The sequence below is a fragment of the Actinoplanes sp. NPDC000266 genome (assembly GCF_042899005.1).
GTDB lineage: Bacteria > Actinomycetota > Actinomycetes > Mycobacteriales > Micromonosporaceae > Actinoplanes.
The window spans coordinates 481,000-506,956 of sequence record NZ_JBIAZI010000008.1; the positions used below are offsets into that span (position 1 = coordinate 481,000).

Genomic DNA, 25,957 nt, shown 5'->3' on the forward strand with positions numbered 1-25,957 from the left:
GGGTTACGGCCGTTACGCCACCGCCGGCCGGTTCCGGTGTTGATCCCGAAAATCCCGCACGCTTTTTCAGTTCCAACGCCTTGACCAGCGGACTGACAGCCTCGCGTACTTATTGATGCGAGGCTGTCAGTCCGTGAGCACACCCTTCTACCGTGTGTGATCTCTGTTCTCGGTCTGACCGCGCCAATAGGTGAGGCCGTCGAAGATGTCGAGGGCGTGTAGTCGGCAAGCAGTGGTTCGTAAGCGTCGGCGGCTGGATCCCCGGCTGCGCCTTGCCAGAAGGCGAGGTTGTGACGGGCGGCCACGGTGTCGGGGTAGTCGGCTCCAAGGACTCCGTCAGCGGGTCGCGTAGGTCATGTCGCTGTGATGGCGTTGCCAGGTGCCCTTGCCCTGGCGCTTGGCCGCGTACATGGCCAGGTCGGCGTCGCGCAGCAGGGACGTCACGTCCGAGCTGGGGGATGCCACGGCCACGCCGATGCTGGCGGCCGCCGTCACCGGGATGTCGTCGATCAGGACCGGGCTCTTCAGGGCGGTCAGGATCCGGGCGGCCGTCGCCTCGGCCTCGGCGGCCGCGCAGCCGGGCAGCAGGATGGCGAACTCGTCGCCGCCCAGGCGGGCCGCCAGGTCGCCGGCGCGGATCTCCGCCCGGAGCTTGTCGGCCACGCCCAGCAGCAACGCGTCGCCGGCGGCGTGGCCCATGGTGTCGTTCACCGCCTTGAAGCCGTCCAGGTCGACCAGCAGGACCGACAACGCCGGGGCCTTGGGCAGGGCGGCCGCCAGCTGCTCGTGGAAATGGGTTCGGTTGGCCAGGCCCGTCAAACCGTCGAAGTGGGCCTGGCGACGCAGGCGAACCTGGTGTTCGCGGAGCTGGTCGATCAGTTCCACGTTGTCGTGGAAGGCGACCAACTGCCGCACCGCCACCAAACCGCAGATCAGGGCCAGGCCCGCCACCACACCCCACAAGCGGGCGCCCACTTCACCCGACAAAGCGAAGACCAGAGCGCCGAAGGCCACGACCATGGCCCCGTACGGCAAAAGGCTGTAAGGCTTTTTGCGCCTCTCCCCGAATGCCGTCCGGTCGGCGTCGGCCAGGATCTGCTGGATCCGCGGGCCGACCGTGATGAGCAGGGTCGGCAGGAAACGGACGAGGTAGGAGTCCGGCGCCAGGAATGCCCCGGCGCTCATCACCACCGCCGAGCCCACCATCGGGATCGCGGCGTATCTGTGCATGGGGGCGTTGCCGCTCAGGATCATCTTGACCGCGGAGAACGCCGCCGTGACGCACACCCCGGTCGCTGCCATCACCGCCAGCACGTCGGGGCGGCTGTATTCGCCCGGCACCGCCAGCACGCACCAGCCGACCACGCCGCCCGCCACCAGGACCGTGGCCGAGTCCAGCCAGAACGTCAGGCGTTCGCGGCCGGTGCGGCCGGGCTGCGGATGGATCAGCATCGCCGTCACCACTGCCGTCAAGCCCACGCCGAAGCACACTGTCTGCACCGTGCCGCCCGTGCTCGACCACTCGCCCGGGAACCACGTGGAAACCGCCTGCCACGTGTCGCCGAGTGTGAACAGCACGCCCACCGTCGCCATCACGCGCCAGAAGCGCCGGATCGGGCCGGCCGCCAGCTGGGCGACCCGCCACGAGCAGATGGCCAGGGCCATGTCGAGCGGCGGCTGGAACGCCCAGAACGCGCGCACCTGAGCCGCCGTGTTCCCGTTGAGCAGCAGGAACAGCACGAACGCCAGTGCCGTCCAGCCCAGGTACGCCCGCAGCAGGGGGTCGCGACGCAGCACGTGCCCTCCCCTCGCGGGCGACCACAGCGGTCACCGGCTCAAGGATTCCGATCGGCCCGGCGGCGGAGGGGTTGAGGAGAAACGGGCGGCGAGCAACCCGCCGACACCCGGGACGAGGGCCAGCAGACGGGGCCGGAGCCGCGTGGTTGCGGCCAGCGTAGCGCCGATGACCAGCAGATACGAGCAGCCGTGGAGCGGGCCCAGCAGTTGCGTGACCGGACGGGCGTGGATCGTGGCCAGGTTGAGCAGCATCAGGAGCAGCGTGATCAGCTCGGCGCGGGCGGCGGTGCGCAGCAACACGGGTCAGGCTCCCGTCGTCGAGCCGGGGCGCACGATCATCAGTACGACGACCGTCGCCCACAGCAGGTTGAAGATCCCCGACGTCATACCGAGGCGGGCCGGAACCGTGGGCTCACCGGCCACGGCGGCCGCCTGGGCGGGCAGGATCGCGAAGCCGAGCACGGCGGCGGCCACGGCGGTCAGCGCGATCGAGGTCAGCAGCCACGCGTCGCCGAGGACACCGAGGGAACTCGCCGTCGCGAAACCGAAGACCGGAACGGCCAGGCCGAGTACGGCGTAGACGCGGCAGATCCGGTGCAGGGTGGCCAGTTGCGCGCGGTCGCCGCGGCGCAGCGCCGGTGGGAACATGCTGGCGGCCACGGTCACCGGGCCGATGGCCACGATGGCGGCCAGGACGTGGAGCGAGAGCAGGAGCTTTGTCACGATCACCGACCGTATGGGCGCCGGCGGGCGGGTGACAGTGGCAGGAATGCCACAGCTCAACGGATAATCGCCAACCATGCACCAGGTCGTGGTTCTCGCACTGGACGACGTCATCCCCTTCGACCTCGCGACGCCGCTCGAGGTCTTCGCCCGGGTGCGGCGGGGCGACGGATCAACCCCTTATGCCGTACGGGTGTGCGCGCCCCGGCCGCGGGTCAGCGCGGGCTGGTTCACGGTCACCGCGCCGTACGGCCTCGAGGCGCTGGACAACGCCGACACGATCATCCTTCCGGGCGTGGGTGAGCCCGCGAAGCCCGTACCCCCGAAGGTCGTGACCGCGCTGCGGACGGCCGCGAGCCGCGGCACCCGGATCGCCTCCATCTGCGCCGGCGCGTTCGTGCTGGCCGCGACCGGGCTGCTGGACGGGCGACGGGCGACCACCCACTGGGCCGGCACCGAGGCGTTCCGGGCCATGTTCCCCGCGGTCGAGCTCGACCCGGACGTGCTCTACGTCGACGAGGGGCAGTTCCTGACGTCGGCCGGCGCGGCCGCCGGGCTCGACCTCTGCCTGCATCTGGTGCGCCGCGACCACGGTTCGGCGGTGGCCGCCGACGCCGCCCGTCTGTCGGTGATGCCGCTGGAGCGCGACGGCGGGCAGGCCCAGTTCATCGTGCCGGAACGGCCGCCGGCCCCGCGCGGTTCGGCCCTGGAGCCGCTGCTGCTGTGGCTGGAGCAGGACGCGCCGGCCGACCTGACGCTGGACGACATCGCGGCCAAGGCCGGGATGAGCGCGCGGACGCTGAACCGCCGCTTCCGCGAGCACACCGGCACGACGCCGTTGCAATGGCTGCACCGGGCGCGGATCCGCCGGGCTCAGCACCTGCTGGAGACCACGGAGCGGCCGGTGGACCGGATCGGCTCCGAGGTCGGGTTCGGCTCACCGACCGCGTTCCGTGACCGCTTCAAGCGGATCGTCGGAACGACTCCGCAGAGCTACCGGCGAGCCTTCACGCGGCGTTAGGCCGGCGGAGCATGGCGATCACTCGCCGTTGGACTCGGCGAACGCCTCGCCCGCGATCTCGATCTTCACGGTCTTGCCGACCAGGAAGCCGCCGGTCTCCAGGGCCACGTTCCAGACCAGGCCGAAGTCCTCACGCTCGAACTGGGCGGTCGCGCTGAAGCCGAAGATGTCACGGCCGTACGGGTCGCGGCGGGCGCCGCCGTACTCGACCTGGAGATCGACCGGGCGGGTCACGTCGCGGATGGTCAGCAGGCCGTTCACCACGAACTTGCCGTTGGACCGGGCCGCCGCCGGGATCTCGGACGCGCCGGCCCGCCGGGTCAGCGGGTTGTTGCGCAGCCGGGCCCACTGGAAGATCGCGTCGTTGGTCTCCTGCCACTGCACGCCGGTGCTGCGGTACTCCAGCGTGGGGTACTTCTCGACGTGGAGGAAGTCCGGGCTGGACAGGTGGGTGTCGCGGTCGGGGTTGTGCGTGGTGATGCTGGCCGCCTCGATCGAGGCGGTGACCGACGAGCGGGCCGGGTCCTCGCCGATGACGATCGTGGCGGTGCCCCGGGCGAACTCGCCGCGGATCGGGCTCACCATCATGTGCTGGGCCAGGAAGCCGAGCCGTTTGTGGGCTTCGTCGAGGACGTACACACCCGGGTCGGGAATGGTCAGGCCGTTCCATTCGCGGATCGGTCGGTCGACCATAGCTACGCTTCACCCCTCGCCCCGTCGGTAACCTCATCGATCTTAGGACGTTCATTTTTGAATTACCTGAGTGTGCGCAGCTCAGTGGCCGGGGACACTGTCGCGAAAGGGCCCGTTGGTCCGTTTTGGGAGCGGCCCGGATCACAATTCCCGGACGTTCGTAGCTCAGGGTTCCAATTACCGAAACAAAGAGTCAACAGTGACAAGCGCCACTGCTATCGCTATCGGCAATAGCGAGGGGCGTCGTACAGCGTTTCCCGCGTGATCAGCGTGATCGGCAGGCGGGTGACCTTGGTGGGCTGGAGGCCGTCCAGCAGGTCGAGGGCGTTCTCGGCCGCCAGTTCACCGAGCCGGCTGGCCGAGTTGGCCACGGTGGCGGAGAACCGCCCGTCCCCGATGGCCGCGAGCCCTTCGTCGGTGCCGTTGACCGTGACGATCCTGACCTTCGCGCCGGCGGCCCGGAACGCCTCCAGCGCGCCGAAGGCCATGTCCTCGTTGGCCACGAAGGCGTAGTCGAGCCCGGGCTGCTTGGCGATCATCTGCGCGGCCACGGCTTTGGCCTTGGCCCGGCTGTACATGCCGGGGGCGGACGCGACGACCTTCGCGTTCTTCGGCATCGCGGCCCGGAGCCCGGTCACGACCAGGTCCGAGGCGGCGCCCGGGGCGCCGGCGATGACGCCCAGCGTGCGGGGCTGCCCGACCGCGTCGTTGCCCACCCACGAGGCGGCCAGCACGCCGATCCGGTACTGGTCGACGGTCACCGCGCCGAGGATGCCATCGGAATCGCCCGGTGCGACCGAGGTCAGGAAGATCGGGATGCCGGCCGCCCGGGCCCGGGCGATGTCGTCCGCGAGCTGTTCGATGTCGACGGTCTGCACGACCAGCGCGTCGACGTCCTGGGCGATCAGGTTCTCGATGTTGGCCAGTTCCCGCTCGGGCTTCTGCTGCGAGTTGGCCGAGATCACCGTGGCCCCGCGCGAGGTGGCCTCCCGCTCGATGGCCTGCTGCAGGCACCGGTGGAACTCGGTGTCGGCGCCGTTGACGAAGCCGAGCGTGTAGTGGCCGTCGCGGGCCGGCGCGTCGGCGCCGCAACCAGCGGTGGTGACGGCCAGGATCAGCGCCGCGACGGCGGCGGGCAGGGCACGGGGCATCGAGGACTCACCTTGTGACGTGGACCACTGAGGACGGTGCGCCGAACCGTAACAACGAGTAGGCGCGCCCCAAACGTCTCCGTACGCAAGGTAAGAGTTCGAATTCCGTTCGAGGGCAACGGCGTCGGCGGGTGAGCCAGGCGAAGGTGCGTTCGACGACCCAGCGTCGGGGCAGGACCTGGAATCCGTTGCGATGGTGACGTCGAGGTCGGCGGCCCAGGCGATCAGCGGGCCGTGGTAGCGGTTGTCGGCCCAGATGAGCTGGACGCCGTGCAGGGCGGCTTGGTGGACGACGGGTCGGGAGCCGTCGCGGTCCGGATGTTGGCTGGGGACGGGGCTCTATAGCTTGCCGGTGAGCTCGATCGAGTGGATGCGGTCGGACAGGTCGGCGGCGTGGTGGGCCAGGATCAGCTCGTCCGCGCCGACCGAGGTGGCGAAGGCGGTCAGTTGGTCGCCGACCTCCTCGGCCGTGCCGGTGGCGGTGTAGCGGGTCATCGCGGCCAGCGAAGCCCCGTTCGGCGAGGCCAGGAAGGCGTCGATCTCGGCGTCGGTGAAGTTCGCGCCGCGCGCGCCCCGGGTCAGCATCGACCGCGTCCGCGCGCGGTACGCCGTGGTCTTCTGCTCCTCGGCGGTCGCGCGGTCGTCGGCCGCGAAGACGTTCATGCCGGCGATCACGTACGGCTTGTCGAGCTGGCCGGACGGGCGGAACTTCTCGCGGTAGACGGTCACCGCGGTGTGCAGGGCGTCCGGGGCGAAGTGCGAGGCGAACGCGTACGGCAGGCCGAGCTGGGCGGCCAGATTGGCCCCGAACAGCGACGAGCCGAGGATGTAGAGCGGCACGACCTCGTCCGCGCGCGGCACCGCCTGCACGCCCGGCACCCGGGAGCGGCCGGACAGATATCCCTGGAGCTCCTGCACGTCCGACGGGAACGAGTCGGCCGAGCTGTTGTCACGGCGCAGCGCCAGCATCGTGTTCTGGTCGCTGCCCGGCGCCCGTCCCAGGCCGAGGTCGATCCGGCCCGGGAAGAGCGTGGCCAGGGTGCCGAACTGCTCGGCGATGACCAGCGGCGAGTGGTTGGGCAGCATGATGCCGCCGGCGCCGAGCCGGATGGTCGAGGTCTGCGAGGCGACGTATCCGATCACCACGCTCGTGGCCGACGAGGCGATCGTCGGCATGTTGTGGTGCTCGGCGTACCACACCCGGCGATATCCGCTGCGCTCCGCGGCGCGCGCGAGCTCCACGCTCGCCTCGAAGCTGTCCCGCGCGGTCTGACCGGCGGAGATGGGCGCGAGGTCGAGCAGCGACAGCGCTGGCGCCATGGTGGGGTTCCTCCCGAAAAGTAGGTTCAGGCTTGAACCTACTCTCCGGTCCTTACATCGACACTGTGCCGGGCGTCACCCCGCGCTCGATGTCACGTGCGGCGGCCAGGGCCACGTGGTCGTGGTGCAGGCGGGCGATGACCTGGACGCCCTGCGGCCGCCCATCGGCCACGCCGGTCGGCACGGCGACCGCGGGCAGGCCGAGGAAGTTCGCCGTGACCAGCAGCCGATGCTGCCGCCAGAGCTCGGTCGCGGCCTCGGGCCCGCTCAGGTCATAGCCGATGAGCGGCATCGCGGCCGTCGTCACCGGGCCGATCACCACCGGATAACGGGCGTGGAACTGCCGCCACGCGGCGGCCAGGACGTGCCGTTCGGCCCACGCGGCCTGATAGGCCGCGGAGGTGTCGAGCAGCTTCACGCCGGCCACGTTGTCGGCGAAGTACTTCACCGTTCCTTCCGACAGCGGACCCGGCAGCAGGCCCGGCTGGAAGACGGTCGCCTGCATCTCGGTCGCCGACAACTGCCGCCACAGCTCGGCGCAGCGGTCCACGCTCGGAGGCTCCGCCTCCTCGATCTCCCATCCGGCTCGCCGCAGCGCTTCCGCCGATTGGCGTACGGCCGAAGCGACCTCGGCCGAGACACCCCAGCCGCACGGATCCACGGTGAACGCCGCGCGCCGGGGCCCCTCGTAGGCGGGCGGATGCGCGACGGTGACGGTCAGCGGATCGAAGTCGTCGGCGCCGTGCATCACCCCGAAGAGCAGGTCAAGGTCGTCGACGGTACGGGCCAGGGGGCCGTTGACCGCGAACGCCTGAAGCGACAGGGACACCGGCTCGGCCGCCTGCCCCGGCGCCGGGACCCGCCCGGCCGAGGGCCGCAGGGCGGCGATCCCGGCCGCGTGCGCGGGCAGCCGCAGCGAGCCGCCGTAGTCGTTGCCGACCCCGGCCGCGACCATGCCGGTGGCCACCGCGACCGCGTCGCCGCCGCTGGAGCCGCCCGGCACCCGCGTGGGGTCCCACGGGTTGAGCGTGCGGCCGTACAGGTCGTTGTCGGTGTCCCAGCGCAGCCCGATGTCGGGCATGTTCCCGCGGGCGACCGGGATCGCGCCCGCGTCGAGCAGCCGCTGCACGAAGGTGGCGTTGGCCGGCGGCCGGAAGTCGCGCAGGAAGGGCAGGCCGGAGGTGGTGGCCGACCAGGTGAGGTCGATGTTCTCCTTGACCGAGATCGGCACACCGGCGAGCGGGCCGGGATCCTCGCCGCGGGCGATCCGCTGGTCGAGGGCGTCGGCGGCCGCACGGGCGCGCTCGCCGAGCACGACGGTGACGGCGTTGACGGTGGGGTTGACCTCGGCGATCCGGGTCAGGTGCTCGTCGACGACCTCGGCCGCGGTGCGCCTGCCGGCCCGAACGGAGTCAGCGATCCCAGCGGCGGAGACAGAAGCGTCGGTCATGGCTCTCCCAGGACGGTGATGGTCAGGCGGACCCCGTCGGGGCCGCCGAGGCGTACACATTGGTGGTTGGGCTTGGTCGTCGAAGCCAGCCAGCGGTGCTCGCCCGTGCCGGGCGCGGGCACGAACTCGGGCGCGTCGCTGGAGGCCAGGGTGAGCCGCAGCGCGTGGCCGGCGGCGAGGCGATATCCGGTGTGGCCGAGGTCGAGCTCGACCGGGCAGCCGTCGCCCGGTTCGAGGATGGTCTGCTGACCGCGGGCGATCAGCCGGCAACTCCCGTCGGGCGCGACGTCGAGCAGGCGGGCGAACAGATCCATCTCGGGGCCGTCGGAGCCGGCCGTCGCGGTCACCCTCAGCGGACCGGCCAGATCGAGCGGCGACGGCACCGGCTCGGCGGTGAAGACCAGGACGTCGTCCCGGGCCGCCAGGTCGCGCTCGTCGGGGCATTCCGCGAGGAACGCGAACGGGTCACGGGCCGGGGACGGCACGGGGTTCTCGGCGTCGTGGGTCCAGGTCGCGGTTCCGGCCACGTCCGGGGCGGGACCAAGACCGCCATCGACGCGGGCATGAAAGATCGACTCCCACCCCGCGACAGGCGGCCATGCCGGACTTGTGCGATAAGAAGGATCGCCCGAACCGGCGAGCTGCCACCGTACGCGCGGAATCTCCTTCTCCTCACCGCGCAGGAAGACGTCGAAGAACTCGGCAGCGGGGTCGAGATAGGCCTCCAGCGCACCCTGCGCGGGCCCGGGACCACCGAAATGGCTGTTGTTCTCGTGGTCGATCGCCTCGAGGAGCAGATATTCGTTGCGGCGCCAGGCCGGCTTCCCGGCGATCGCGCGGTGATCGGCCCACTGCCAGGGCGCGCAGTTGTCCCACCAGCCGATCGTCATCAGCACCGGCACCGCCGGCGCGTCGAACGGGCTGCCCGCCGGGAAGCGCCGCAGGGTCACCGGATGGGGGAACCAGAGGTCGTACGACGGTGAGCGGCTCCCGACCGCCGCGAAGAACTCCTCCACGCCCTCGGCCAGCGGGCGCCGCGACCAGTCGAACCGCCACTCGAGGATGTCCCGGTCGTGGAACATCGACAGCGGATAGAACCGGTGGACCGACATCTCCACGTCGTGGGTGCGCTGCCCCGGCACGGGCACCGGCAGCTCACCGAGCCGGGTGCCGGTGACCCTCGGGACCATGGCCCGCAACGCGCGGTGTCCCGACGAGGCCGCCGCCCACTGGGTGAAGCCGTAGTACGAGTCGCCCCACATGCCGACCACGCCGTCCGACCACTCCTGGTTGATCACCCAGTCGATGGTGTCGTAGCCGTCGTACGTCTCGTTGACGAACAGCAGGGTCTCGCCCTCGGACCGGAACTTGCCGCGCACGTCCTGCACCACCATGCGGTAGCCGCGCGCCGTGAAGTAGGCGGCCACCTTCGGCATGAACGTGTATTCGCCGCTCTTGTCGTACGGCAGCCGGGTGAGGATGGTCGGCCCCGGCTCGCCGCCGGCCGGCAGGTAGACGTCGGTGGCCAGCCGCACGCCGTCGCGCATGCGGACCATGTGCTGGGTGGCGTCCGGCGACAGCGGGCCGGGCCCGGTGCGGTGGATCTCCAGCGTCATGTCAGAGCACCTCGAAGAAGCGGATGCACACCTGGCCGCGCTCACCGCGGGCCATCCCCACGAACACCGACTCGGCCAGCCAGCGATGCTGCTCGGCGTCCGTGCGGAAGACCGGGCTCGTCCGGTAGTAGTACTCCGTCTCGGGCAGGTCCTCCCCCGCCTCGACCCGCGCGTCGACCTCCGGCGAGGCCCGCCAGAAGCCGCGGTTGCGGATGTCGATGACCGTGCCGTCGTCCGCCCGCAGCAGATAGTGCGCGTCGAGCGCGGTCACCGGACCCCGGGTCGTCGACCAGTCCCCGCCGCCGGCCAGCACCGTTCCGGTCAGGCGCGGCCCGTCGACCGTGCCACCGGTGATCGGGGTGAAGGCGGCGCCGTCGCCGATGTCCAGGGTCTCGGCGACGTCGACCCGGGCCTCGAACGCGAAACTGAGCTGGGGATCGAGCATGTGGTCCTCGTTTCCTTGTACATGATGACAATCAATTAGGCTGCTCCCATGGGACGCCCGAGCCTCGCCGCCGAACGAACCGAGCAGATCATGCAGGCCACCGGTCGCAGCCTGCGCAAATACGGCCTGGCCGGCACCACCCTGGAACGGGTCAGCGAGGAGTCGGGCCTGAGCCGCAGCCACGTGCGGCACTACGTCGGCAACCGCGACGACCTGCTGCGGGCGTTCACGACATGGCTCTACACGGGCTACGAGGCCGAGTTCGTCGGCAAGGTCGCCGGGGCCGAGCCGGGCGCCAAGCTGCCGCACGCCATGGACTACCTGTTCCAGACCGGTTTCGTGCCCAGCGACGACGACACCGTGATCCGTGAGCTGGTCACGGCCGGCATCACCGACGAGAGCATCCGCGAGGTCCTCCAGGCGCACTATCTCCAGGCGGTCTCGACCATCGAGGACGCGCTGGCCGACGAATATCCGGCGGCCCCGTCGGCCGCGCGGCGCAGTGTCGCCTACGGCCTGTGGTGCCTGGCCCTGGGCAACTCGACCATGGCCGAGTTGCAACTGCCGGTCGCCTCGGGCGGCCTGGTCCGTACGGCGGCCGACGCGCTTCTGGAACGCCTGGCCTAACACGCCACGCTCCCCCGGCGTCGCGGCACCCATCCGGCCCGGGGCACCGACGCGACCAGCCGCCGCGTGTACTCGGCCTCGGGACGGTCGAGCACGTCGGCCACCGGCCCCGACTCGACGATCCGGCCGCGGTGCATGACCACGACGTCGTCGCAGACGTGCCGTACGACGGAAAGATCGTGCGTGATGAAGAGGTAGGCCACGCCGGTCGCGGCCCGCGCCTCGATGAGCAGGTTGAGGATCTGCGCCTGGATCGACACGTCGAGCGCGGCCACGGCTTCGTCGAGCACGAGGAGCCGGGGTTCGGCCGCGAGCGACCGGGCGATCGCCACCCGCTGCCGCTGGCCACCGGAGAGCGCCCGGGGCAGCGCGCGGCCGTGCCGCTCGTCGAGGCCGACCAGCGCGAGCAGTTCGGCGATCCGGTCGCGCCGGGCCGCACGGTCGAGGCGGGTGTGGTGGGCCAGCACTTCGTTCAGGCAGGCGGTGACGGTCTGCCGCCGGTCCAGGGACTGGTACGGGTCCTGGAACACCATCTGCACGGCGCCGGTCAGGATGACCGTCCCGCTCGTGGCCCGTTCCAGGCCGGTGATGACGCGGGCGCAGGTGCTCTTGCCCGAGCCCGACTCGCCGACGATGGCCAGCGAGCCGCCCTCGGCGACGCTGAAGCTGACGCCGTCCACCGCCACCTGCTGTTTGAACTCCTTGCGCAGATCGCGCACCTCCAGCAGCGCGCTCATCGGTGTGCCTCCGCGCCGGCGAGAAGGTGGCAGGCGGCCGCGCCGGAGCCCAGCGGCACAAGCCGTGGGACGGTGTCGCGGCATCGCGCTTCGGCCCGCAGGCACCGGTCGGCGAACACGCATCCGGGCGGCGCGTCGTGGGCCGACTGCGGCGCGCCGGGCACGGTCTCCAGCCGCGCGCCCGGCTCCACCGCGCCGGGGCGGGACTTCAAGAGCGCTTGGGTGTACGGGTGACGAGCACCCGAGTGCAGGCCGGAGGCGGGCAGGATCTCGACGATCCGGCCCGCGTACATCACTGCTATCCGGTCACAGACCGCGGCCGCGAGCTCGAGGTCGTGCGAGATGAACAGGAGGGCGGCCCCACGGCGGCGGCGCTGCTCGGTGAGGATCGCCGCCACCTCCTCCTGGGTGGTGACGTCGAGCGCCGTGGTCGGCTCGTCGGCCAGGATCAGCGCCGGCGAGGTGGCCAGGGCGGCGGCGATGACCACACGCTGGAGCAGACCCCCGGACAGCTCGTACGGCCTCTGCCGCAACCGCCGTTCGACGTGGTCGACGCCGATCTCCTCGAGGATCCCGCTCACTTTCCCGAGGGCGGCCCGCCGGTCGTACCCCTGCTCGCGCAGCACCTCACCGAGGAAGTCACCGACGGTCCGGACCGGGTTGACCGTGGCCCGCGGATCCTGGAAGACCATCGCCACGTCGTGCGAGCGCATCCGCCGCAGCGCGCCGGCGTCCATCGTCCCGATGTCGGCGCCCCGCAGCTGGATCGTTCCAGCGGTCCGGGCGCCGCGCGGCAGCAGCCGCAGCACCGAGCGCACGGTCATCGACTTCCCGGATCCCGACTCGCCGACCAGCCCTACCGCCTCCCCGGCGTTCACGCTGAGGCTGACATCCCGCAGGATCGCCCGGCCGCCGATCGAGAGACTCAGGTGGCCGATGTCGAGCAGCGCGGTCATCGGGCGCCTCCCCCGAAACGAAGGGCGAGCCGCTCGGCGACCGCCGTGAACGCGACCACCGCGATGACGACGGCGATCGCGGCGTACAGGGACTGCTGGGGGCTGCCGGCCAGGATGGACGGCTGGCCGTTGGCGATCATGAGGCCCCAGTCGGCGACCGGCGGTTGCAGGCCGAGCCCGAGGAACGAGATCGACGCCAGGTCGACCATGGCGTAGCCGAAGCCGATCGCCGCCTGCACCAGCAACAGCGGCACCAGGTTCGGCAGCAGGTGGCGCAGGCAGATGTGCCAGGACGAGAAGCCCTGCACGCGCAGCGCCTCGATGTAGGGCAGGTTCCGCTCGCGCATCGCCGCCGCCCGCATGACGCGGGCGATCACCGGGACGTACGCCACGGAGAGCGCCACCACCGGCGCCACGAACCCGGGCCCGAAGACGGCGGCCACCGTGATCGCCAGCACCAGCCCGGGGAACGCGAACATGATGTCGAGCAACCGCGACACCGCCGCGTCGAACCACCCGCCGATCCAGGCCGCCGACACCGCGAGCGCCGTGCCGGCCAGACCGGCCGCGACCACCACCACGAACGGCCCGGCGAGGCTGCTCCGCGACCCCGTGATCAGCCGGGACAGCAGGTCGCGCCCCAGGTCGTCGGTGCCCAGCGGATGCGCCGCCGAGGCCGATGCGAACGCGTTGAGCGGATCGACCGCGTTCGGGTCGTGCGGCGCCAGAAGCGGCGCGAAGACCGCCACCAGCACGATCAGGCCACAGACGACCGGAGCGAGCGCCGCCACCGGCCGTACCACCGAAAAGCGCGACAATCGCACCAGACCGCGCCGCCGCAGTGGCACCTCCGGCGCCGCGGGCGCCGGACCGATCGCCGCGCCGGCTTCCGGCCGCGTCGTCACGCTGCCTCCCGGGCTCGCAGCAGGCGTGGGTCGAGCAGGGCGTTCACGATGTCGACCAGCATGTTGACCACGACGAACGCGGCCACCAGCAGTAGCGCGATCACCTGCACCACGACCAGGTCCTGCCGGGCCGCGCTCTGCACCAGCAGCGATCCCAGCCCGCTGACGCCGAACGCCTGCTCGGCGACCGCCGTCCCCGCGAACAGCCCGGCCACGGTGATGCCGCTGACCGCCACCACCGGCGGCGCCGCGTTGCGCAGCACGTGCCGGCGCAGCACGGGCCAGCCGCGCAGTCCGCGCGCCCGCGCCGCCTCCACGTGGTCGGAGCCCAGCTCGGCCCGGACCTCGGCCCGCGTGATCCGGCTGACGTAGGCCAGAAAACCGGCGCTGAGCGCGATCGCCGGCAGCGTCAGGTGGTGGAGCCGGCCGGCCAGGCCGGTCCCCGTGCCGTACACCGGGAACCAGGTCAGCCGCGTCGCGAACAGCCAGATCAGCAGGATCGCGGCCACGAACGCCGGCGCCGCCATCAGCACCGTCGTGCCCACCGTGATCGCCGCGCCGGCCGCCCGCCCGGCCACCGCGGCCAGGATCCCGGTCGAGACACCGAAGAACAGGATCAGCACGGAGGCGTACGCCACCAGCAGTGCCGTTGTCGCCAGACGGGCGCCGATCAGCGCGCCCACCGGCTCCTTCAGCACCAGCGAGTCGCCCAGGTGCCCGGTCAGCACGCCCGACAGCCACCGCCAGTACTGCGCGAGGAACGGCTCGTCGAGGTGGTACTCGGCGCGGATCGCGGCCAGCGCCCGTGGGTTGGGCTGATGGCCGCCGGCGAGCAGGACCGCCGGGTCGCCCGGGGCCAGGTAGAGCCCTCCGTAGATCACGAAGCTGGCCACGAGCAGCGTGGCGAGCACCCCGGCCAGGCGCCGGGCCAGGAACCCGATCATGCGCCGGCCTTGCCGACCAGCGCCGCCCAGGCCGAGCTGATGTAGGAGAACGAGACCGGCGCCCCGGTCAGCCGCTTGTTGAGAAAGAGCCGGTTGTACGACTGCGCGAGCGTGATCTGGAGCCGCGCGTCCGCGTACACAGCCTGCGCGGCGACGAAATGCTTGGCCGTCACCTGCGGATCGGTGGCCGCCGTGGCCGCCGTGATGTCGGCGGTCACCCGGGGATCGCTGTAGCCGGTCCAGTTGAACGCGCCCTCCTTCAGCACGAACCCCGGTGCGTAGTACAGCGCTCCCGGCACCTCCAGATATCCGGTCGTGGCGATCAGATCGATGCCCTGCCGCAGCGCCGGGTCGTAGAACAACCCGCCGAACTCGGCCGCCTGGAGCTGCTTGATGGTCATGCTCAGCCCGATCTGCTGAGCCGCCGCCTGGGCCAGCGTCGCCGTCTGGAGGAGTGACTGATCGCCCGCCGGCACCGCGATGACCAGGCTCTTCACCGCCGGCGCGGCCTCGGCCACCAGCTTCCGGGCCTCGTCGAGGGAGGCCGTCGCGGTGTCCGGCAGCGCCGCGTATCCGGCGTCGTACACGCTCTTGGCCGGGCTGCCCTGCCAGGCCAGCGGCGGGGTGAACGTCTTGAGCGGCGCCCCCGCGCCCTTGAGCACGCCGGTCACGAAGCTGTTCTTGTCGATGGCCAGGTCGAGCGCCTTGCGGATGCGCGGATCGGCGGCCGGGCCGGTCGGCGAGACCGCGCCCAGGCTGTACGTCTCCGTGCTCGGCCCGAAATACAGCGTGCCGGCGGCCGCCTTGCGCAGCGCGGCCAGCCCGCCGGCCGGGGCCCCGTACACCCCGTCGACCTCGCCGGAGAGCAGGGCGCTGGTCAGCGTGCTGCTGTCGGTCAGGAAGACGAAGTCGAAGGTGGCGGCCCTGGCCCGGCGGGCGCTGTCCCAGTACGTGTCGTTGCGGATCAGGGTGATCTTCTGGCCGGACTGCCAGCCGCCGAGCTTGAACGGGCCGGTGCACATGACGCCGGTGCTCGGTGTCCCGTACCTGGCCCCCGCCTTGGCCAGAAACCTCGCCGAGCTGATCGCGCCCGGCACGCCGGCCAGGCCGGGGATGAACTGCGCGTCGGGCGCCCGGAAATGGACCGTGACCTGCAACGGCCCGGTCTTGTCGATCGAGGCCACGCTCGCGAAGACGTGAGCGCTGTAGGAGGCGACCTTGGGGTCCATGTTGCGCTTCAGGCTGGCCACGACGTCGTCGGCTGTCATCGCGCTGCCGTCGGAGAAGGTGACGCCGTCGCGCAGGTCGATGACTACCGTCTTGGCGTCCTTCTGGGTCACCGCGGTGGCCAGGCCGGGTTTCGCCGAGAAGTCGGGTTCGAGGCGCAGGAGGCTCTCGCACAGGTTGGTGACCACCGAGTTGGCCGAGTAGTCGCCGGTCTTGGCCGGGTCGAGCGAGGCCGGCTCGCCGGACGGGAGCGCCCAGGTGACCCGGTCGACGTCGCCGGCGGCGGCCGGGGTGGTCTCGACGAGCGTGATCTTGGAGTCGGAGCCGGCCGGGGCAGAGCTGCCGCAGCCGCCCGCGGCCAGGCACAGCGCGGCGATCGACGCCGGAATCCACCGTTTCATCCCTTGCCTCCTGCTCATAGGTGTGGCGGCCGCCTCAATCTCCTCCGCGGGTAGTAGATTGTCAATTACGAAAATCTACTGTTGACAAAAGAGGCGGGCCTCCCTTGGAGAAACCCGCCTCGGTGGGGAAAGATCAGGTGGTACGCCGGAACGCGTCCAGCAGGAACCATTCGTCGTCGTGGTGCACGAGCCGCTCCAGCCCCGGCCGCTCGGCCAGTGCCGCGTGCACATTGAAGCCGTCGTAGCTGTCCCCGTCGGCCCGGTTGCTGAAGTGCACCGAGACGATGTCGCCGCCCGGCTCCAGCCGCTCGAACAGCCCGTCGAGCAGCCGGTCGAGGTCCTCGGCGGACAGGTAGTAGAGCAGGTCGCCGATGACAATCAAATCGAAGGTGCCCTCGGGCAGATCGGCCGGCAGGTTCGCCCGCTCGTAGCCGACGTTCGGCAGGTCGGCCAGGCTCTCCCGGGCCGCGCCCACGGCCTCCTCGACCGAGTCGACGGCCAGCACCTCGTCGCAGCGCTCGGCCAGCATGCGCGTGAGCAGCCCGATCGAGGCGCCCGGCTCGTAGCAGCGCCGGTAGCGCTCGCGCGGCAGGCTGGCCATCGTCACCGCGTACTTGCGCCGGTCATGCCATTTGGTCGCCAGATCCCACGGGTCGTCCTTCACCAGGTACATGTTGGTGAAGTGGTCGACGGAGACCGAGGACTGCGGGGGTTGTGCGTCGTTAGCTCGTGCCACGCCCTGAATTGTGCAGCAAGCGGTTCTCGACGACGCCGAGGACCGTGTCGCAGAGCTTGCCGATCACCGCGAGCAGGATGATGGCGAGCAGCATGATGTCGGTGCGCCCGGTGTTCTGGCTGTCGATCAGCAGGAAACCGAGGCCCATGGACGACGCGATCAGCTCGGCCGCGACCAGGAAGAGCCAGCCCTGGGCCAGCCCGAGCCGCAGCCCGCTCAGAATAGCCGGGGTGGCGGCCGGGAAGAGCACGGTGCCGAGCAGACCAAGACCTTTCCTTCCGTACGCCCGTCCGACCTCCACCAGATGCGGATCGATATGGGCAAGCGCGGCCGACACGGTCGTATAGACGGGGAAGAAAGCCCCGATGGCCACCAGCACGATCTTCGGCGTCTCCCCGATGCCGAGCCAGAGCAGGAGCAACGGCACCCACGCAAGCGACGGCACGGCCCGAACAGCCTGAATGGTCGGCGAGAGGGCGGCCGCGGCCGTACGGGAAAGACCCACAAGCCCACCGAGAGCAAGCCCGAAGGCGCCACCCACCGCGAACCCGATCAGAACCCGCTGCGTGCTGATGGCGACGTGGTGCCAGAGTTCCCCCCGCCCGACAAGCTCGGTGAACGCGCTGACGACCTCACTCGGAGCGGGCAGCTGAGCAGCCGAGTAGATCCCGGCCGCAGCCGCCCACTGCCACAGCACAAGCAGCAGAACCGGAACAACAGCACCAACCGCGACCCGGCGCGCCTTGCGCACGCCCGCTTCCGCCCACTCCCCCGGTCGCGCCCTTCCCGACACACGCGACTTCTCCGCCGCTCGCGCCACCCAGGCCTTCCGCACCCCCGCGCCTTCCGCGCCGTCCCCGCCTCCGTCAACCGCGCCGCCGGCACCTTTTTCCGCCGGCGACGCGCGGCCGTCCGCTTCCGGCGGGGTCAGCGTCACGAGGAGCTCCGGGCCTGGGCGAACTTCGGCTCGAACAGCGAGTCGATCGCCTCCCGGGCCGCGGCCTCGCTCTTCACGTTGGCGTCCGCCACCAGCACCGGCAGGATCGACTCGAAGACCGCCGTCTGGGCCGCGCCGGGCACCGGGTCGATGTCGAGCTTCGTGCGCTCGGTCAGCACCAGCTTCGCCACCTCGGGCGAGATCTTGGCCTCCCGCGCGTAGAGCGCCACCGCCTCGTCCGGGTTGTCGTGGATCCACTTGCGAGCCCGCTCATAGGCGTTGACGACCGACTGCGCGAGTTCCGGCTGTCTCTGAAGGAAGCTCTCGGTCGCGTTCAGAACCCCGTACGAGTTGAAGTCGATGTTGCGGAAGATCAGCTTGGAGCCCTGGTCGAGCTGGGTCTGCGCCATGATCGGATCGAGCCCCGACCAGGCGTCGACGTCGCCGCGCTCGAGCGCGGTCCGCCCGTCGGCGTGCTGAAGGTTGACCACGGTGACATCGCCCGGCTTCAGCCCCGCCTTCTCCAGGGAGCGCAGCAGGAAGAAGTACGGGTCGGTGCCCTTGGTGGCCGCGATCTTCTTGCCCTTGAGCTGGGCCACGTCGGTGACCGTGGAGTTCCTGCCGACCACGATGGCCGCCCACTCGGGCTGGCTGAACACGTCGATGGTCTTGATCGGCGATCCGTTGGCCCGGGCCACGAGCGCCGCCGCCCCGGCCGTCGAGCCGACGTCGATGGCGTCGCCCCGCAGCGCCTCGTTGGCCTTGTTACTGCCGGCGGACAGCTGCCAGGTGACGGTCACCTTCTTGTCCGCGAGCTCGGTCTCGAGCCACTTCTGATCGCGCAGCACCAGGCTGGCCGGGTTGTAGTAGGCGTAGTCCAGCCGCAGGGTCGTAGCCCCCTCCGCGGTTCCATCGCCGCCCGTCGAGTCCTCCCCGTCGACGCATCCGCCCAGCACCATCGTCACGGCCACCGCAGCCGCCACCGCACGTATCTTCCACATTTCGCTCATCCTTTTCGCCGATATCGGGGCTTCGCTCACGAACGCACAGGGGCATGAACACCAAGCTCACCGAGCAGCGCCACCCGAAGCGCGGCCAGCTCGGCATCGCCCCGATCCCGGGGCCGCACACCAGGCACACCCCGAACCAGCCGAATACCAGCCGCCCCGCCCCCGCCACCCGCCGAGCCGTTCGAAGCCGCTCGGCCATCGCCGCCCACGCCACCGCTTGCCGCCTGGCCTTGGACGTCCGCGGTGTCGGCGGGTGCGATCGGGTGCGCGGACTCGTTCGTGCCGAGCAGGACCACGCGGTCGGCCAGGTGCAGTGCCTCGTCGACGTCGTGGGTCACCAGCAGGACCGTCGTTCCGGCGGCTTTCTGGACCTCGGCCAGCAAGTCCTGCATCCGCAGGCGGGTCAGCGCGTCCAGCGCCGCGAACGGCTCATCCAGCAGCAGCACCCCCGGCCGCCGGGCCAGTGCCCGGGCCAGCGCCGCCCGCTGGGCCATGCCGCCGCTGATCTGCCGGGGGCGGTGCCGGGCGAACGCCGCCAGCCCCACGACCTCCAGCCAGTGCGCGACCTCCTGCCGCGCCTTCTCGCCGGTCACGCCGCGCGGCAGCCCGTACGCCACGTTCTTCTCGACCGTGCGCCACGGCAGCAGCCTCGGCTCCTGGAACACCACCGCACAGCGCGGCTCGATCCCGTTCACCGCCCGCCCGCCGACCCGCACCGACCCCTCGCTCGGCGTGTCCAGCCCGCCGGCCAGCCGCAGCAGCGTCGACTTCCCGCACCCGGACGGGCCGAGCAGCGCCACCACCTCGCCCGCCGCCACCTCCAGCGACACGCCCGCCAGCACGGCCCGCCGCCGCCCGTCGGCCGTGAACGTCTTGCCGACCCCGTCCAGTTCGAGCGGGACCGCGCTCACAGCGGCACGTATGTCGATGCGTCCATGGCCGGGAGCATACCCAGCATTCCTACATGTTCGATAGGCCTACGGACGCTTGATCATTTTTCGTTGAGGTCGGTCAGCGGGGTCGGCTGGCTGATGTTGGCCGGGGCGTTCCATTTCTGGAGCTCGGAGGTGTTGCACGTGGCCACTTTGACCTTGCTGGTGCCGTCGCTGTGGAAGTCGTTGGCCACGCCGCTGTTCTGATCGGTGGGCTGCAGGCAGTAGCCCATGTAGTCCTTGATCCGGTAGCTGGTGCCGTAGTCGCCGGTGTCGTGATAGACGGTCCACGTCACGTTCTGCGCGCTCTGCGCCGCGACGGTCGCGCAGTTCACCACCGTGACCCACGACGTCGCGGTCACGATGCCGGGTGACTTCAGGCAGTAGTTCTTGTTGGCCGTGCCGTTGTTGCTGTTGCTGGTCGAGGTCGTGTTGTTCACGATGATCGGGCCGGTGGCGGTGATGGCCGGCGTGACCGGCGTCGGGTGGACCCACTGCTGGTTGAAGTCGACGATGCCCTGCGGATCCTGCTTGCAGAACCAGGCGATCATGTACGTGGCGCTCGTCGACTTGCTCGTGACGTCGAGACAGCGACTGAACTGGGCGTAGTTGACCAGCTGGTTGGTGCTGTCGCCGGCCATGCCGGCGCCCACCCCGGTCGCCGATCGCCACACCGTCTTCGTCGCCGTGACGCCGCAGGAGCCGAGGACGACGGCCCGGTCCGTCGTCGAGCCCGGGGTCTTGACGTTGACGCAGAGGGATTCGACGGTCTTGCCCGACGACGTGGAATGGAACAGCGAGTTGCCGTCCAGGCTCCACTGGAAGACGCCGGTCTGCAGTGTCGGGCACGGCTGGAAGACCAGCGCGTTGCCGCTGCTGTGCGAGGCGCCGGCGTGCAGGCACATGCCCGACGCGGCGCCGGACGACTCCGAGTTGATCAGCTTGAGATAGAGGTCCGCGGTATAGCCGAACTGCTGCCGGCTGCTGCCGTCGCACGGGGCCATGACGATCGCGGAACCGGCCGCCGGTGTCTTGTTCGACCCGGAGTCCATGCACTGATTGCCGAGGGTCGAACTGGAGATCCGGATCTGGCCGCCCGGGATGTTCGTGTTGCTCGTCGAGAAGACGTAGGTGGCGGTGAGGGTCCGCGTCACCGAGCCGCCGGCGCCCTGCGAAGTGACCCGCGCGGTGGTCGGCACGCTCACGGCCGGGCAGGCGGTCATGTCCTTGCCGTCCTGATCCTGATAGACCAGCGTCACCGTGTACGTGAGCGGCACCCCCGTGGAGGCCACTCCGGCGCTGCCCGTGAGCGTGCACGGGGGAAGATTCTCCAGATATCCGCTCTGGTTGTCGGGGTCGGCGGCCGCCCGCACGCGCGCCATCATCACGTCCATGCCGGCCTGAGCGGCGTTGAGCGCGATGTTGCGCTCGCTGAGATGCTGCGTGGTCTTGATCTGGCGAATGACGATCGGCGTCAGAATCGCCGACAGCGACAACACGACCGTGATGACGAGCATCGCCATCGGCAGGGAGCCGTCGTCCCCACGGGGAAGCCGCATCAGCCTCATGAGGACGGCCTTCCCTTGCTGCAGTCGTTCTCGGTCAGCTTGCCGTTGTCCGCGAACACGTTGCTGGCGTTGGTGTTCTGAGCGGTGAACAGCACGTCGAACGGCAGGCTGGTCACGCCCACCTTGCCGGTGAAGCGCAGCCGGACCTGGCTGTGCGCGAGCTGATAGTCGGCGCCGACGCCCGAGGTGCCGGGGCTGGCCGAGGCGTACGGCTGGGAATTGGCGAGATCGACCTTGATCGGCGGGGTGGTGCCGGTCTGCACGAGGTCGGTGGCGATCGTCGTCGGTGTTCCCGGCGTGATGCCGGGCAGCGTCCAGCCCGCCAACGTCAACACGCCGCCGTTGAAGACCAGCTGACGGCAGCCGGCCGCGGTGGCGTACTCCAGATACCAGCCGGTGCCCACCTGGTCGGCCGTCGAGAGCCAGCTGGCGTAGCGCAGCTCCTTGTCGAGCCGGCGAAAACTGTTGCTGAGCTGGTCGCGGGCGACGGCGACGGAGTCGGTGCGGTTGACATTGGAGTAGACCTCCACCAGCCCGCCGAGCACGATGACCAGCACGACCGACATGAGCCCCATGCCGACCAGCAGCTCGATGAGGGTGTAGCCGTCGTCGTCGTCGCGATCGTCGCTCATGTGACCTTCCAGACGAAGGTGAGGACACTCGTGCCGGACAACGCGGTGGCCGTGGCGGTCACGGTGTAGGTGCCCGCCACGTTCGGCGTGCCGGAGATGACGCCGGTCAGGGCGTTGAAGGACAGGCCCGTCGGCAGGCCGCTGACGCTCATCGCCGGGTTCAGGCCCAGCAGCGTCCCGTTGGTGCCCAGCGTCAGCGACGCCGCCTTGCCCCGCACGGTCGTCTGGTCCGGCGCGGTCAGCGCGGGCGCCGTGAAGACCAGCGAGGTGGTGGTGTTGACGATCAGGACGATCTGCTGGCTCGCGGTGCCACCGCTCCCGTCGGTGACGGTGATCGTCGGCAGGAAGCGGCCCGAGGTGGTGACCTTGTCGTTGATGGCGCCGGTGTTCTTGTTGATCGACACGTTCGCGGGCAGGCCGGTGGCGCTGTACGTGTAGTTGCCGTCGCCGCCCGCGCCGGCCGCGGTCAGGGTCAGCTTCGCGTTCAGCGCGATCGTCTGATCGGCCAGGGCCCCGAGGGTGAGCGTGGGGTAGACCGTGTGGGTGTAGGTGGTCGTGCCGGCCACACCGTTCTGGTCGGTGGCGGTGATCTTGGAGACGTAGGTGCCGGTGGTGGTGACCGTTCCGCTGATCACTCCGGTCTCGGCGTTGATGCTCAGTCCCGGCGCGAGGGCCGAGGCGCCCGAGGTGTCCGCCGAGTAGACGTACGGGCCGACCCCGTTCGCACCGACGGCGGTCACACTGGCCGTCTCACCGACGCGGTTGGTGGCGGTGGCCGGCATGGTCACGGTCGTCGGCAGCACCACGGTGAAGGTGATCGGCTCATTCGGGTCGTTGCGGTTCAGGCTGTCGGTGACCGTGGCCTTGGCCGCGGTTGTTCCCGCCGTGGTGGGGGTTCCGTAGATCAGGCCGGCGGCGGTCATCTGGAGACCGGCCGGCAACGCCGTGATCGTCCACGTGTTGGGCAGCTGACCGCCGCGCGCTTCCAGTTGAGCGTTCACAGTGACGCCCCGGTAGAACGTCATCGACTTGGTGAGGACCGTCGGCGACGGGCGGTGCAGGTCGAAGTTCGGCTCCGGGGCGCGCGAGACCAGCGTCGAGGCGACGTACTGACAGGTGTTGGCCGTGCAGGAGTTGTCCGGCCAGCTCACCAGGACGACCGCGCGGAAGAACTTCAAGATCTTGGTGGTGTCGGACGGCCGGTTGCCGCTGCCCGGATAGACGCAGTCGCCGGCGCCGGTCAGATAGATCTCGCACGCGCCGACGTAGATCATCCGAGTGAAGGTCGTCCCCTCCACGGTCGTGACCTGCGCCGCGGTGGAGAGAGGGGCGTCGGCGCCGTCGGTGGTCGCCACCGCGCTGTCCTCGTCGTGGCCGACCTGCATCGTCGTCAGGTACGGCTTCACCACGGCCGGCGCGGCCGCGAACTGGGCCTCGCCGGCCTGCTGGCCGTGCCCGGTCAGCAGCGAGCTGCCCTTGAGCCCGCGCACCTGCTCCATCGAAGTGTTGGCGAGTTCGATGGCCGCCTGTTTCGTCCGCTGCCGGTTGACGCTCTGCAGGCTGGTGACGAAGAACGGGGTGCTGGCGAGCAGCGTGATGGAGAGGATGGTCAGCGCGACGAGCATCTCGATGATGGAGAAGCCCTCGTCGCCGTCGTGCGCCACATACCGACATTCGGCAGCAGACGGGCAGCGCTGAGCAGTTCGGGGCCCTGATATCGTCCCTTGCCTGATCTTGTCGGGACCAGTGGGAGGGCTGTGCCGTGCGCGAGCAGGCCTTCCACGCGTTCTTCGAGCGGCATCACGCCGAGCTGTCCGGCCTGGCCTACCTGCTCTGCGGCGACTCCGCGGCCGCGGACGACCTGGCGGCGGACACGCTGACCGAGGTGTGGCGGCATTGGGACCGCGTCGCGGCCGCCGACGATCCGGCCGCGTACGCCAAGGGGATCGTGGCCAACCTGACGAAGAACTGGATCCGCCGCCAGGGCCGCGCCCGCCGGGGTCTGGAACTGCTCGGCTTCCCCCGCTCGCGCCCCGCGCCGGACGTGCCCGCGGTCCTCGACGTGCGCAGCGCGCTGCGCCGTCTCCCCTACCGCCGGCGCGCCTGCGTGGTGCTGCGGTACGCCTTCGACCTGCCCGAACAGGAGGTGGCCGACATCCTCGGCATCTCGGTCGGCACGGTCAAGAGCCAGACCTCACGCGGCGCCAAGCAGCTCGCCGGGCTGCTCGAGGACCTGGAGGTGGCCCGGTGAACGAGGACTTCCTCCGCTCCGAGCTCCGGCACACGCTGTCCGAGCACACCCCCGACCGCGCGGCGATGCTGAACCGCATAGCGGCGAACCGCACCGCCAAGTCCTCACGTGGCCGCCGCCTGCGCCTGGCCGGCGCCGCGGCCGCCGTGACCACGGTCCTGGGCCTGGGCGGCGTCGCCCAGTGGGCCCTGGCCGGCGAACACGAGCCGGCCCCACCGGTCGCGCCCCCACCCGTCACCGTCCCCACGACCACCGCTCCCGCGACCACGTCCCCCACGCCGTCGGCCGCGCCCTCCACAACGCGCCCGTCCAGGTCGTCACCGTCCCCGGCCACTCCCACCACCCCGCCGCCCGCGACGACGGAGGTCCGTGGCCACCCCGGCGACACCCAGGTCGAGAAGGGCACCCTCTGGTCCGACGGCTCGGTCGTGGCCGACGGCCGGAGCCAGGTCACCCTGAAGGCCGGGACCGCCCTGACCACCCTCGACCTGATCCTGCGCCTCGAGCCCACCACCGGCCTCACCACCGGCCGGGTCGACTCCCCCGACCCCCGGATCAACGCGACACTGACCCGCGACGGCGACGCTCTGCTCTACCGCTTCACCCTGGCCAAGGGTCAAACTCTTCCCCCCGGCACGTACGTCTTCACAGCGCGCTACAACGGCGACATCAAGAACCGCGACGCCGCCCAGGACACGTACGAGGCCTTCGCCGACACCACCGTCGACGACGAGAACAAGCGCCTGCACATCTACGGCAACTACTTCCCCACCGACTGAACGTCGCGGTTGCCGGAAAGGAAGACGGTGGCGCGGCCGTCATCGACGGAGAGCTCGACGCAGGCCGTGGAGCTGTCGAGGAGCCAGCCGGCCGGGCGACAGCCGGAGCCCCAGCCGCGGGCCTCGAGGTGGCGGGTCAGTTCCGAGCGCAGATCGCCGGCGGACTGGCCCGGGCGGCCGGTGATCTCGATGGTGAGCTGGCAGGTGCCGGACCCGCAGTCCGCGTCGCCGTGCGGCTCGACCGTGGCCCGCATGCCGTCCGGGGCGGGCAGCACGGTGCTGGCCGAGGGGAAGAACGGGCCGGGGACCGACACCACCAGAAGTGTGCACACGCTCAACGGCAGCCAGCAGGCGACGAGGAACGCCGGCACAGCCACCCGGGCGCCCTGGGCGGGGCCGAGGCGCCGCCGTTCGGCCAGCCGGCCGCCGATCACGGTCAGCGCGGCCAGCACCGGCACGGCCAGCAGGATCTCCAGGCTCGCCCGCGGCGCCAGCCACAGGCCGAGGGCCGCCACCGCCGCGATCGCCGCGAGTAAAGCCGCGACCGGCCAGCGGCTCCGGGGCTGCCGAGCCATGACCATCCACAGCGGCAGCACCGGAGCCATCACGATGCATACGAGAACCACGCGGGAGATCATGCCTGCCGGGACCGCCCAGGCGGCCCGCCCGCACAATCCCTTCACACAAGCTCCCGAACTTCAGCGCGGCCTCCGGCGGAAGAGGCGGCCCCAGGCGATGAAGGCGAACAAGCCGAACAACACCACGGGCGTGATCGCCACCGCTCCGCCGTGCAGGATGAACACCTGGGTGATGAAAGCGCCGACCATCAACAGCATGAGGCCGACGGCGGCCGGGCCGGCCAGGCGCGGAATCAGCAGGCCGACGCCGCCGGCCAGTTCGGCCACGCCGATGAAGTAGCGGAACCAGGTGGCGGCGCCCATGTCGTCGAAGGTCTGCACGGCGTTCTCCTCGCCGGCGAACTTGGGCGCGGCCGAGGCGACCACCATGAACAGACCGAGGACGATCTGAGTGGCCCACAGCGTGCGGTGGAGGGCGGGAGCGAGCGGCGCGGAAGCAGTACCGATAGCAGTCATGCTCT

At 70.7% G+C, this 25,957-nt stretch carries 27 protein-coding genes and 1 pseudogene; 4 read left to right on the forward strand and 24 right to left on the reverse strand.

Features of this window, described 5'->3' with window-relative positions; translation table 11 throughout:
- Positions 1-336: 336 nt before the first annotated feature.
- From ACFY36_RS32555 to ACFY36_RS32565, 3 genes are read right to left on the reverse strand one after another with little or no spacing between them, the layout of a single operon-like run.
- Entirely contained in the window at positions 337-1,797 is a 1,461-nt protein-coding gene (locus ACFY36_RS32555) for a diguanylate cyclase domain-containing protein (RefSeq protein ID WP_499749744.1), read from the reverse strand.
- Between the two features lie 30 nt (positions 1,798-1,827).
- Complete coding sequence (locus ACFY36_RS32560) at positions 1,828-2,049, reverse strand: DUF3817 domain-containing protein (protein WP_499749863.1); 222 nt, start codon at positions 2,047-2,049, stop codon at positions 1,828-1,830.
- A 51-nt stretch (positions 2,050-2,100) separates the two neighbouring features.
- Positions 2,101-2,520 (reverse strand): hypothetical protein, encoded by a 420-nt coding sequence (locus tag ACFY36_RS32565; protein ID WP_499749745.1) that lies wholly within the window; start codon positions 2,518-2,520, stop codon positions 2,101-2,103.
- A gap of 76 nt (positions 2,521-2,596) precedes the next feature.
- Here ACFY36_RS32565 and ACFY36_RS32570 point away from each other — a divergent pair, with 76 nt between their 5' ends.
- Positions 2,597-3,541 (forward strand): GlxA family transcriptional regulator, encoded by a 945-nt coding sequence (locus ACFY36_RS32570; protein ID WP_499749746.1) that lies wholly within the window; start codon positions 2,597-2,599, stop codon positions 3,539-3,541.
- An 18-nt stretch (positions 3,542-3,559) separates the two neighbouring features.
- Here ACFY36_RS32570 and ACFY36_RS32575 read toward each other — a convergent pair whose 3' ends face one another.
- From ACFY36_RS32575 to ACFY36_RS32605, 7 genes and pseudogenes are all read right to left on the reverse strand, one after another.
- A complete protein-coding gene (locus tag ACFY36_RS32575; RefSeq protein WP_499749747.1) occupies positions 3,560-4,234 on the reverse strand; it encodes a YceI family protein in 675 nt (224 codons plus the stop codon).
- Positions 4,235-4,455: 221 nt separating this feature from the next.
- Positions 4,456-5,385, reverse strand: coding sequence for a sugar ABC transporter substrate-binding protein (locus ACFY36_RS32580; RefSeq protein WP_499749748.1), 930 nt, complete (start codon positions 5,383-5,385; stop codon positions 4,456-4,458).
- A 118-nt stretch (positions 5,386-5,503) separates the two neighbouring features.
- Positions 5,504-5,590: pseudogene (locus ACFY36_RS32585) on the reverse strand (IS5/IS1182 family transposase); the annotation flags it as partial.
- A gap of 134 nt (positions 5,591-5,724) precedes the next feature.
- Positions 5,725-6,705, reverse strand: a complete 981-nt coding sequence (locus tag ACFY36_RS32590; RefSeq protein WP_499749749.1) for an LLM class flavin-dependent oxidoreductase — start codon at positions 6,703-6,705, stop codon at positions 5,725-5,727.
- Positions 6,706-6,757: 52 nt separating this feature from the next.
- Entirely contained in the window at positions 6,758-8,155 is a 1,398-nt protein-coding gene (locus ACFY36_RS32595; RefSeq protein ID WP_499749750.1) for an amidase family protein, read from the reverse strand.
- A complete protein-coding gene (locus ACFY36_RS32600) occupies positions 8,152-9,771 on the reverse strand; it encodes a CocE/NonD family hydrolase (RefSeq protein WP_499749751.1) in 1,620 nt (539 codons plus the stop codon). The genes ACFY36_RS32595 and ACFY36_RS32600 overlap by 4 nt, the downstream gene beginning before the upstream one ends.
- A gap of 1 nt (position 9,772) precedes the next feature.
- On the reverse strand, positions 9,773-10,216 hold the full coding sequence (locus ACFY36_RS32605; protein ID WP_499749752.1) for a DUF3237 domain-containing protein: 444 nt from the start codon (positions 10,214-10,216) through the stop codon (positions 9,773-9,775).
- A 48-nt stretch (positions 10,217-10,264) separates the two neighbouring features.
- Between ACFY36_RS32605 and ACFY36_RS32610 the strand changes: the two genes are divergently transcribed.
- Positions 10,265-10,843 (forward strand): TetR/AcrR family transcriptional regulator, encoded by a 579-nt coding sequence (locus ACFY36_RS32610; RefSeq protein ID WP_499749753.1) that lies wholly within the window; start codon positions 10,265-10,267, stop codon positions 10,841-10,843.
- On the opposite strand, the gene ACFY36_RS32615 is transcribed toward ACFY36_RS32610, so the two are convergent.
- The 12 genes from ACFY36_RS32615 to ACFY36_RS32670 all read right to left on the reverse strand — a co-directional run bounded on the left by ACFY36_RS32615 (position 10,840) and on the right by ACFY36_RS32670 (position 23,492).
- Positions 10,840-11,580 (reverse strand): ATP-binding cassette domain-containing protein, encoded by a 741-nt coding sequence (locus ACFY36_RS32615; protein ID WP_499749754.1) that lies wholly within the window; start codon positions 11,578-11,580, stop codon positions 10,840-10,842. The two genes, ACFY36_RS32610 and ACFY36_RS32615, sit on opposite strands and share 4 nt — an antisense overlap.
- Positions 11,577-12,536, reverse strand: coding sequence for an ABC transporter ATP-binding protein (locus tag ACFY36_RS32620; RefSeq protein WP_499749755.1), 960 nt, complete (start codon positions 12,534-12,536; stop codon positions 11,577-11,579). Before ACFY36_RS32620 ends, ACFY36_RS32615 begins: the two co-directional genes overlap by 4 nt.
- A complete protein-coding gene (locus ACFY36_RS32625; RefSeq protein WP_499749756.1) occupies positions 12,533-13,441 on the reverse strand; it encodes an ABC transporter permease in 909 nt (302 codons plus the stop codon). Before ACFY36_RS32625 ends, ACFY36_RS32620 begins: the two co-directional genes overlap by 4 nt.
- Positions 13,438-14,385, reverse strand: coding sequence for an ABC transporter permease (locus ACFY36_RS32630; RefSeq protein ID WP_499749757.1), 948 nt, complete (start codon positions 14,383-14,385; stop codon positions 13,438-13,440). Before ACFY36_RS32630 ends, ACFY36_RS32625 begins: the two co-directional genes overlap by 4 nt.
- Positions 14,382-16,013 carry an ABC transporter substrate-binding protein gene (locus tag ACFY36_RS32635; RefSeq protein WP_499749758.1) on the reverse strand — a complete coding sequence of 544 codons (1,632 nt, stop codon included), beginning with the start codon at positions 16,011-16,013 and terminating at the stop codon, positions 14,382-14,384. Before ACFY36_RS32635 ends, ACFY36_RS32630 begins: the two co-directional genes overlap by 4 nt.
- 133 nt (positions 16,014-16,146) lie before the next feature.
- Entirely contained in the window at positions 16,147-16,749 is a 603-nt protein-coding gene (locus ACFY36_RS32640) for a class I SAM-dependent methyltransferase (protein WP_499749759.1), read from the reverse strand.
- A complete protein-coding gene (locus tag ACFY36_RS32645; protein WP_499749760.1) occupies positions 16,736-17,500 on the reverse strand; it encodes an ABC transporter permease in 765 nt (254 codons plus the stop codon). Before ACFY36_RS32645 ends, ACFY36_RS32640 begins: the two co-directional genes overlap by 14 nt.
- A gap of 182 nt (positions 17,501-17,682) precedes the next feature.
- Complete coding sequence (locus tag ACFY36_RS32650; RefSeq protein WP_499749761.1) at positions 17,683-18,687, reverse strand: aliphatic sulfonate ABC transporter substrate-binding protein; 1,005 nt, start codon at positions 18,685-18,687, stop codon at positions 17,683-17,685.
- A gap of 35 nt (positions 18,688-18,722) precedes the next feature.
- Positions 18,723-19,607 carry an ABC transporter ATP-binding protein gene (locus ACFY36_RS32655; protein ID WP_499749762.1) on the reverse strand — a complete coding sequence of 295 codons (885 nt, stop codon included), beginning with the start codon at positions 19,605-19,607 and terminating at the stop codon, positions 18,723-18,725.
- An 80-nt stretch (positions 19,608-19,687) separates the two neighbouring features.
- On the reverse strand, positions 19,688-21,187 hold the full coding sequence (locus ACFY36_RS32660; protein ID WP_499749763.1) for a ricin-type beta-trefoil lectin domain protein: 1,500 nt from the start codon (positions 21,185-21,187) through the stop codon (positions 19,688-19,690).
- Positions 21,188-21,192: 5 nt separating this feature from the next.
- On the reverse strand, positions 21,193-21,828 hold the full coding sequence (locus ACFY36_RS32665) for a PulJ/GspJ family protein (protein WP_499749764.1): 636 nt from the start codon (positions 21,826-21,828) through the stop codon (positions 21,193-21,195).
- A complete protein-coding gene (locus ACFY36_RS32670; protein ID WP_499749765.1) occupies positions 21,825-23,492 on the reverse strand; it encodes a type IV pilus modification PilV family protein in 1,668 nt (555 codons plus the stop codon). The genes ACFY36_RS32665 and ACFY36_RS32670 overlap by 4 nt, the downstream gene beginning before the upstream one ends.
- 98 nt (positions 23,493-23,590) lie before the next feature.
- Here ACFY36_RS32670 and ACFY36_RS32675 point away from each other — a divergent pair, with 98 nt between their 5' ends.
- Together ACFY36_RS32675 and ACFY36_RS32680 are read left to right on the forward strand one after the other, a co-directional pair.
- On the forward strand, positions 23,591-24,079 hold the full coding sequence (locus ACFY36_RS32675) for a SigE family RNA polymerase sigma factor (RefSeq protein WP_499749766.1): 489 nt from the start codon (positions 23,591-23,593) through the stop codon (positions 24,077-24,079).
- On the forward strand, positions 24,076-24,858 hold the full coding sequence (locus ACFY36_RS32680) for a hypothetical protein (protein WP_499749767.1): 783 nt from the start codon (positions 24,076-24,078) through the stop codon (positions 24,856-24,858). Before ACFY36_RS32675 ends, ACFY36_RS32680 begins: the two co-directional genes overlap by 4 nt.
- Here ACFY36_RS32680 and ACFY36_RS32685 read toward each other — a convergent pair.
- Positions 24,840-25,484: a hypothetical protein gene (locus tag ACFY36_RS32685; protein ID WP_499749768.1), complete on the reverse strand. Its 645-nt coding sequence runs from the start codon at positions 25,482-25,484 to the stop codon at positions 24,840-24,842. The genes ACFY36_RS32680 and ACFY36_RS32685 overlap by 19 nt on opposite strands.
- 72 nt (positions 25,485-25,556) lie before the next feature.
- A complete protein-coding gene (locus ACFY36_RS32690) occupies positions 25,557-25,952 on the reverse strand; it encodes a DoxX family protein (protein WP_499749769.1) in 396 nt (131 codons plus the stop codon).
- Between the last annotated feature and the right edge of the window lie 5 nt (positions 25,953-25,957).

Bases quoted from the DNA above. Each gene is read 5' to 3' on its own strand.
- ACFY36_RS32610 (WP_499749753.1), top strand. From the start codon at position 10,265: ATGGGACGCCCGAGCCTCGCCGCCGAACGAACCGAGCAGATCATGCAG.
- ACFY36_RS32665 (WP_499749764.1), bottom strand. From the start codon at position 21,828: ATGAGCGACGATCGCGACGACGACGACGGCTACACCCTCATCGAGCTG.
- ACFY36_RS32630 (WP_499749757.1), bottom strand. From the start codon at position 14,385: ATGATCGGGTTCCTGGCCCGGCGCCTGGCCGGGGTGCTCGCCACGCTG.
- ACFY36_RS32570 (WP_499749746.1), top strand. From the start codon at position 2,597: ATGCACCAGGTCGTGGTTCTCGCACTGGACGACGTCATCCCCTTCGAC.
- ACFY36_RS32605 (WP_499749752.1), bottom strand. From the start codon at position 10,216: ATGCTCGATCCCCAGCTCAGTTTCGCGTTCGAGGCCCGGGTCGACGTC.
- ACFY36_RS32660 (WP_499749763.1), bottom strand. From the start codon at position 21,187: ATGCGGCTTCCCCGTGGGGACGACGGCTCCCTGCCGATGGCGATGCTC.
- ACFY36_RS32690 (WP_499749769.1), bottom strand. From the start codon at position 25,952: ATGACTGCTATCGGTACTGCTTCCGCGCCGCTCGCTCCCGCCCTCCAC.
- ACFY36_RS32575 (WP_499749747.1), bottom strand. From the start codon at position 4,234: ATGGTCGACCGACCGATCCGCGAATGGAACGGCCTGACCATTCCCGAC.
- ACFY36_RS32600 (WP_499749751.1), bottom strand. From the start codon at position 9,771: ATGACGCTGGAGATCCACCGCACCGGGCCCGGCCCGCTGTCGCCGGAC.
- ACFY36_RS32580 (WP_499749748.1), bottom strand. From the start codon at position 5,385: ATGCCCCGTGCCCTGCCCGCCGCCGTCGCGGCGCTGATCCTGGCCGTC.
- ACFY36_RS32590 (WP_499749749.1), bottom strand. From the start codon at position 6,705: ATGGCGCCAGCGCTGTCGCTGCTCGACCTCGCGCCCATCTCCGCCGGT.
- ACFY36_RS32595 (WP_499749750.1), bottom strand. From the start codon at position 8,155: ATGACCGACGCTTCTGTCTCCGCCGCTGGGATCGCTGACTCCGTTCGG.
- ACFY36_RS32615 (WP_499749754.1), bottom strand. From the start codon at position 11,580: ATGAGCGCGCTGCTGGAGGTGCGCGATCTGCGCAAGGAGTTCAAACAG.
- ACFY36_RS32635 (WP_499749758.1), bottom strand. From the start codon at position 16,013: ATGAAACGGTGGATTCCGGCGTCGATCGCCGCGCTGTGCCTGGCCGCG.
- ACFY36_RS32620 (WP_499749755.1), bottom strand. From the start codon at position 12,536: ATGACCGCGCTGCTCGACATCGGCCACCTGAGTCTCTCGATCGGCGGC.
- ACFY36_RS32560 (WP_499749863.1), bottom strand. From the start codon at position 2,049: ATGCTGCTCAACCTGGCCACGATCCACGCCCGTCCGGTCACGCAACTG.
- ACFY36_RS32650 (WP_499749761.1), bottom strand. From the start codon at position 18,687: ATGTGGAAGATACGTGCGGTGGCGGCTGCGGTGGCCGTGACGATGGTG.